This is a genomic window from Lutibacter sp., assembly GCF_046055765.1.
Lineage (GTDB): Bacteria > Bacteroidota > Bacteroidia > Flavobacteriales > Flavobacteriaceae > Lutibacter.
Window position 1 is genome coordinate 1 of the sequence record NZ_JASFZF010000010.1, and the last position, 5,077, is coordinate 5,077.

Genomic DNA, 5,077 nt, shown 5'->3' on the forward strand with positions numbered 1-5,077 from the left:
AATTTATTTTAATTATCAAAAATTTAAGAATGCCTCAAATATTACTCATTAATTTTATGATTATAATAATTCTAAAACTAAACCATTAAAATTATAACTATTCTTAAACTAAAAAAACTTCCTAATTTTAAATTGGGAGTTAAATTTATTCTAATTTTGCGATCATTAATTTAAAATTTATGAATGCACATTTATTTCTAGAGACCTTTATTCTAAATTGGGAAATTATATTGTTGTTCTTTGTAATTGCAATTTTGTATTCATCGGTTGGCTTTGGTGGTGGATCTAGTTATTTAGCCGTTTTAGCATTGAGTTCATTAGCTTTTACACAACTTAGAGCAATTGCGTTATTATGTAATATTGTTGTTGTTTCAGGTGGAACTTTTTTATATATTAAAAACAACTTGTTTAATTGGAAAAAAATAGTACCTCTAGTGCTAATGAGTATTCCACTTGCATTTATTGGCGGATATTTAAAAATTAGCCAAACATTTTTCTTTATTTTATTGGGAATTACGCTGTTAATTGCTGCAATTTTAATGTGGAGTTCAAAATATATTTCAAAAAAAGCAAAATACTCAAATTTTAAAAATTCTTTAACTAAAGATGTTTCTTACGGTGGATTTATAGGATTTGTTTCTGGAATGATTGGAATTGGTGGAGGCATATTTTTAGCTCCATTATTACACTTAACAAAATGGGATACACCAAAAAGAATAGCAGCCACTTCTAGCTTTTTTATATTGGTTAATTCAATAGCTGGTTTAGGTGGTCAATATTTTAATCCAAATTTTTCTATAAAACCTACAATTACTATTATTTTAATGTTTACCGTTTTAATTGGTGGACAAATAGGATCAAGACTTAGTGTTCAATTAATTTCTCCATCAAACATAAAAAAAGGAACTGCACTATTAATTGCCTTTGTAGGTCTAAGAATTTTATTAAAACATTTAACCTAAAAAAACCATATTACTCCTGTTTTTCATATTTAATTATTTTTAAAATAATAGTTATTTTACCAAACTTACGATAACGTATTCGTAATTTTTCAATACATTCATTAGTAAATTATCTATTTTTGTAACAATTCTACAAATAGATTTATGATGATGAAACAAGGACTTTACTTACCAGAATTTGAACATGAAAACTGCGGCGCTGGCTTTATCTGTAACTTAAATGGAGATAAAACAAATCAAATAATACACGATGCCTTAAATATTTTAGTAAAACTAGAACACCGTGGCGGTGTTAGTTCTGATGGTAAAACTGGTGATGGTGCTGGGATTTTAATTGATATTCCTCACGAATATTTTAATAGAGTTTGTGATTTTAAATTACCCGCCAGAAGAGAGTATGCAGTAGCAATGACTTTTTTGCCAAAAAATAAAAATCAATACAATTACTGTAAAAAACTATTCGAAAAAGAAATTACAAATCAAGGTCTTGAAATTTTAGGTTGGAGAATTGTTCCTGTAGATTCTTCTCAACTAGGGCAAATTGCGTTAGACAAAGAACCAACTATCATTCAAATTTTTGTTGGCAAGGGAGAAATTAAAGAAGAAATTATTTTTAAAGCCAAACTATACGCTGCCAGAAAAATTACAGAGCATGCAATAGCAGCTTCAAAAATATCTCAAAGCAATTACTTTTATGTTACAAGTTTTTCTCATACAACCTTAATATATAAAGGTATTATTATGCCTGAAGATATTGGGCCGTACTTTATTGACTTACAACAACCCGATTTAGTAACACGTTTAGCCTTAGTACATCAGCGTTTTTCTACCAACACCATGCCTTCTTGGGAATTAGCACAGCCATTTAGATATATGTGTCAAAATGGAGAAATAAATACATTAAGAGGAAATGTGAGTAGAATGCGTGTTCGTGAAGAAATTATGCAAAGTGAAATTTTTGGAGATCAAATTGAAAAATTATTCCCAATTATTTTACCCAAAAAATCTGATTCGGCTTCAATGGATATGGTAGTTGAATTACTTTCGTTATCTGGCAGATCACTTCCAGAAGTAATGATGATGATGATTCCTGAAGCTTGGGAAAAACATGCAACAATGCCTGATGAAAGAAAAGCATTTTACGAATACAATGCTTGCATAATGGAACCTTGGGATGGCCCAGCTTCTATTCCATTTACCGATGGAGATTATGTTGGAGCTTTATTAGATAGAAACGGATTAAGACCTTCAAGATATACGATTACTAAAAGTGGAAAATTAATTATGTCTTCAGAAATTGGTGTTGTAGATATTGCTCCTGAAGATGTAGAAAAACATGGTAGACTAGAGCCTGGAAAAATGTTTTTAGTAGATATGAATGAAGGTAGAATTGTTGATGATGAAGAAATAAAAGAGAAAATTGTTTTAGAAAGGCCTTATAAAAAATGGCTCGATAAAACTAGAAAAAATCTAACTGAAATACCAAACTCAAATGAAGCGCATCCTATAGAAGCAATAGATTTAAAAACTCGTTTAAGGTTATTTAATTACACAACAGAAGATATTCAAACAGTAATTATACCTATGGCTCAAAACGGAAAAGAGGCCTTAGGTTCTATGGGAATTGATACTCCTCTTGCAGTATTATCGGATAGACCTCAGTTAATTTCAAATTATTTTAAACAACTATTTGCTCAGGTTACTAATCCTCCTTTGGATGGAATTAGAGAAGAAATAGTTACAGATATTAGCTTAGCTTTAGGAAAAGACAGAAACATTTTTAGCATTTCTGAGAGACAATGTAGAAAGCTTAGAATTCAAAACCCCGTAATTTCAAACAATGATTTAGAAAAAATAAGACATATTTCTTTAAATGATTTTAAAGCTATTACTATTGAAATTCTTTATAAAAAAGAAAAAGGGTTAAACGGCTTAGAAGATGCTTTAGAAAATGTGATTTTACAAGTTTCAAAAGCAGTAGATAAAAAAACAAACATTATTATTTTATCAGACAGAAGTGTAAATGAAGAAAACGCTCCTATTCCTGCTTTATTAGCGTGCTCTTATGTGCATCATTCATTAAACAGACTTAGAAAACGTTCTTATTTTGATATTGTTATAGAATCTGCAGAGCCCAGAGAACCTCATCAATTTGCAACATTATTTGGTTATGGAGCAAGTGCAATTAATCCATATATGGCCAATGAACTTATTCGTTTACAAGTTCAAAAAGGATTTATAAAAGGTTTAGACGAGCAGCAAGCTGTTGACAATTTTAACAAAGCTATTGGAAAAGGAATTTTAAAAATTATGAATAAAATTGGAATCTCTACGTTACACTCTTATAGAGGTTCTCAAATTTTTGAAATTGTAGGTTTCAATTCTAAATTTGTTAAAAAATACTTCCCTTATACAACGTCAAGAATTGAAGGAATTGGATTGTACGAAATTGAAAAAGAAATATCTAAACGTTATGAATACGCCTACCCTAAAACACTCATTAAAAATAGATTAGGACTAAATATTGGAGGTCATTACAGATGGAGACGAAACGGAGAGAAACATCTATTTAACCCAACAACTATTTCAAAATTACAACAAGCTGTTAGGTTTAGTGATCAAAAAAGCTATGATGCTTATGCGAAAGCTGTAAACAATCAAGCTGAAAATTTAATGACTATTAGAGGTCTATTTGAATTCAACAACTTAGATCCAATTTCTATTGATGAAGTTGAACCTTGGACAGCAATTGTAAAACGTTTCAAAACTGGCGCCATGTCTTACGGTTCAATTTCAAGAGAAGCACACGAAAATTTAGCAATTGCAATGAATCGTATTGGCGGTAAAAGTAATTCTGGTGAAGGTGGTGAAGATAGAAAGCGATTTCACAAAGATGTAAATGGTGATAATAGAAATTCCGCAATAAAACAAGTAGCATCAGGGCGTTTTGGAGTTACCTCACATTATTTAACCAATGCCAAAGAAATTCAAATTAAAATGGCTCAAGGTGCAAAACCTGGAGAAGGCGGACAATTACCCGCTGAAAAAGTATTACCTTGGATTGCATCAGCAAGAAATTCTACACCTTTTGTAGGGCTAATTTCTCCACCTCCTCACCATGATATTTATTCAATTGAAGATTTAGCACAATTAATTTTCGATTTAAAAAATGCCAATAGAGAAGCACGAATTAATGTAAAACTAGTTTCTGAAGTTGGTGTTGGAACAATTGCTGCAGGTGTTGCAAAAGCAAAAGCCGATGTTGTACTTATTGCTGGTTACGATGGTGGAACTGGAGCTTCACCTTTAACATCTTTAAAACACGCCGGTTTACCTTGGGAACTTGGTTTAGCTGAAGCACAACAAACATTGGTTTTAAATAACTTAAGAAGTAGAATTGTAATTGAATGTGATGGACAATTAAAAACTGGTAGAGATGTTGCTATCGCTGCACTTTTAGGAGCTGAAGAATTTGGTTTTGCTACAGCACCTTTGGTTGCATCAGGTTGTATTATGATGCGTAAATGTCATTTAAATACATGTCCGGTGGGAATTGCAACTCAAGATAAAGAGTTACGTAAAAACTTTAAAGGAACTCCAGAACACGTCATTAATTTCTTCTTTTATATTGCTGAAGAATTAAGAGGTATAATGGCACAATTAGGTTTTCGTACAATGGATGAAATGATTGGGCAAACTTCAAAAATAAATGCCAACAAAGCAATTACACATTATAAAGCTAAAGGTTTAGATTTATCATCAATTTTACACGTTCCAGAAGACTATCGTAAAATGTCTTTAAAAAATACTAAAAAACAAGAGCACTTTTTAGATAATGTCCTTGATTTTCAAATTCTAAAAGACTCACACAGAGCTTTATTTAGAAAAGAAAAAATGACTTTAAACTATCCATTATCTAATACTAATCGTTCTGTAGGTGCTATTGTAAGTAATGAAATTTCAAAAGTTTATGGGCATTTAGGCTTACCTGAAGACACTTTAAACATTAACTTTAAAGGTTCAGCTGGTCAAAGTTTTGGTGCATTTGGGACTCATGGTTTAACTTTCACTATAGAAGGAAACACCAATGATTATTTAGGAAAAGGTTTATCTGG

General features: G+C 31.0%; 2 protein-coding genes. Both read left to right on the plus strand.

Annotated elements, in window-relative coordinates:
• The first annotated feature begins 179 nt into the window (after positions 1-179).
• Positions 180-962, plus strand: a complete 783-nt coding sequence (locus tag QM495_RS01090) for a sulfite exporter TauE/SafE family protein (RefSeq protein ID WP_408670258.1) — start codon at positions 180-182, stop codon at positions 960-962.
• A 147-nt stretch (positions 963-1,109) separates the two neighbouring features.
• Positions 1,110-5,077, plus strand: a 3,968-nt coding sequence (gene gltB, locus QM495_RS01095; RefSeq protein WP_408670259.1) for a glutamate synthase large subunit, incomplete at its 3' end; no start/stop codon positions are given.

Coding starts and splice junctions, on each gene's coding strand:
- QM495_RS01090 (WP_408670258.1), top strand. CDS start 180: ATGAATGCACATTTATTTCTAGAGACCTTTATTCTAAATTGGGAAATT.